This window comes from Nguyenibacter vanlangensis (genome assembly GCF_013376155.1).
Lineage (GTDB): Bacteria > Pseudomonadota > Alphaproteobacteria > Acetobacterales > Acetobacteraceae > Gluconacetobacter > Gluconacetobacter vanlangensis.
The window spans coordinates 1-1,973 of the sequence record NZ_JABXXP010000537.1 but is presented as its reverse complement, the minus strand read 5'-3'; the positions used below and the strand labels follow the sequence as shown (position 1 = coordinate 1,973).

The window sequence follows — 1,973 nt, the reverse complement described above, 5'->3', positions numbered from 1 at the left end:
CGCGAGATGATCCGTGGGATGTTCGCCCTTGCGATCACGGGAGTAGCGGAACCACGCGGCAGGCGGCGCCGGTCCGCCGAATGGCCGGTCATCGCGCACATAGGTCCACAATCGTCCGGTCACGGTGCGGCTTTTCGCCAGCACCGGCACTGTGGTGTCGTCGCCATGCAGCCGTTCCGCTGCCAGCACGTGGGCGCGCACCAGCGCGATCAGCGGTGCCAGGGTGGCAGTGCAGGCGCCCACCCAATCGGCCAGCGTCGAGGTGTCGAGGTCGATCCCTTCGCGCGCAAAGGCCTCGCTCTGGCGGCTCAGCGGCAGGTGATCGGCAAACTTGCCGGCCAGGATGGTCGACAGCAGCCAGGGCCCGGCACGGCCACGGGCGATCGGATGGAACGGTGCCGGTGGCTGGGTGATGCTTTCGCAGTCCCGGCAGGAGAATTTCTCCCGCACCGTCTGGATCACCTTGAACCGGCGCGGGATCACCTCAAGCGTCTCGGTGATGCTCTCGCCCAGCTTCGCCAGACGGGATGAACCGCAGCATGGGCACTGCGCGGGCGCGGGAATGACGATCCGCTCACGCGGCAGATCCGCAGGAAAAGGCCGGCGCGCGGGGCGCTGCCGTTCGGATGCCTCGGACGAGACCATCGCGGCGCCCGGCACATTGGCGGGATCATCCTCGGCGATTGCCGCTTCCAGATCCTCGAGTTCGAGTTCCAACTGGTCGAGCAGACGCCGGCCGCGCTCCGAGGACGCACCGAAGCGGTCCTGCCGCATCCTGGCGATCAGCAGCTTCAGGTGCGCGACCATCGCCTCAGCACCTGTGGCGCGCTGTTCCGCTTCCTGGCGTGCCACCTCGGACGCCGCCAGGGCCGCCCGCAGCCGATCGATTTCCGACGTGCCGGTTTCCATGTCGCCATAAAAACACGGATCGCCCCGGTTGGGTACCAGCAACCGCGCTCAGCCCGCCAGTTCCGGCCGCCATGTGCGTTGCGGGTGCCGCCAGTCGATCCCTTCCAGCAGGTAGCCGAGCTGGGCGGATGACAGTGCAATCACGCCATCGGCCGGAGACGGCCAGATGAACCGGCCGCGTTCCAGCCGTTTGGCGTAGAGCGACATGCCCAGCCCGTCGTGCCAGAGGACCTTGATCAGGTCGCCTCGCCGGCCCCGGAACACGTAGAGATCGCCCGCATGCGGATTGCGGCCCAGTGTCTCCTGCACCCGCAGCGCCAGGCCCGGCATGCCAAGGCGCATGTCCGTCGAACCCGTCGCCAGCCAGACCCGAACGCCCGATGGAACCGGGATCATCGCCGCAGCAGCGTCAGCACACGAGCGACCAGATCCAGGTCCGTCCGGGCAGTCACGCGCAGGTGCAGCCCGTCAGGCAGCACAATCTCCAGTCCCGCGTCAGCGCCCCCATCGGGCAATGCCAGACCGGACGGCAAGGCCGGAATCGTCACCGCCAGGAATCCCCGATCCGTCCCGTCGCCCAGTTCACCCTGCCGAAACTGCCGCCGCCACGTCCAGAGCAAGGCCCGGCTGATGTCATGCTGCCGCGAAACCCGCGTCACGCTGCTGCCCGGCGCATCACATTCCGCAACCAGCCGGAGCTTCTCCTCCAGGCTCCAACGTCGCCGCCTCTCCACTCCCGTGATGATTTCCATCCGATCTTCCGCTCTTAAAAACGTCCTTAAGCTCGCTCTTAAGATCAGAAATCACACTTCACCCCTGCAAGGCGTCCTTCACCGGGTGGATACGGCATTCTCGTAGCGCTGGTCGGCCGGCTGGCGTGGCCGCGTGCCGCGCCGGGCCCATTGTCGGACGATCCCGTTCTTCTGGCCGATCCGGGCCTCGTCCTGGAACCGGATCTCGATCGGCTTGCCCTTAGGCAGATGGCCGATATGGGCGTTCAGGATGCGGGGGAAGTTTTTTTAAACGCCTCCATGACGCCAGCGTCCTGACCCGGATGGCGTGGC

At 66.9% G+C, this 1,973-nt stretch carries 3 protein-coding genes and 1 pseudogene; all 4 read right to left on the bottom strand.

Features of this window, described 5'->3' with window-relative positions:
• The coding region (tnpC, locus tag HUK84_RS16375; protein ID WP_176641230.1) for an IS66 family transposase at positions 1-909 on the bottom strand (909 nt) is incomplete at its 3' end.
• A 48-nt stretch (positions 910-957) separates the two neighbouring features.
• Positions 958-1,305, bottom strand: a complete 348-nt coding sequence (gene tnpB / locus HUK84_RS16370) for an IS66 family insertion sequence element accessory protein TnpB (RefSeq protein WP_176641229.1) — start codon at positions 1,303-1,305, stop codon at positions 958-960.
• A complete protein-coding gene (gene tnpA / locus HUK84_RS16365) occupies positions 1,302-1,661 on the bottom strand; it encodes an IS66-like element accessory protein TnpA (protein WP_176641228.1) in 360 nt (119 codons plus the stop codon). The genes tnpB and tnpA overlap by 4 nt, the downstream gene beginning before the upstream one ends.
• Positions 1,662-1,754: 93 nt before the next feature.
• Positions 1,755-1,973, bottom strand: a pseudogene (locus tag HUK84_RS16360) (IS630 family transposase); the annotation flags it as partial.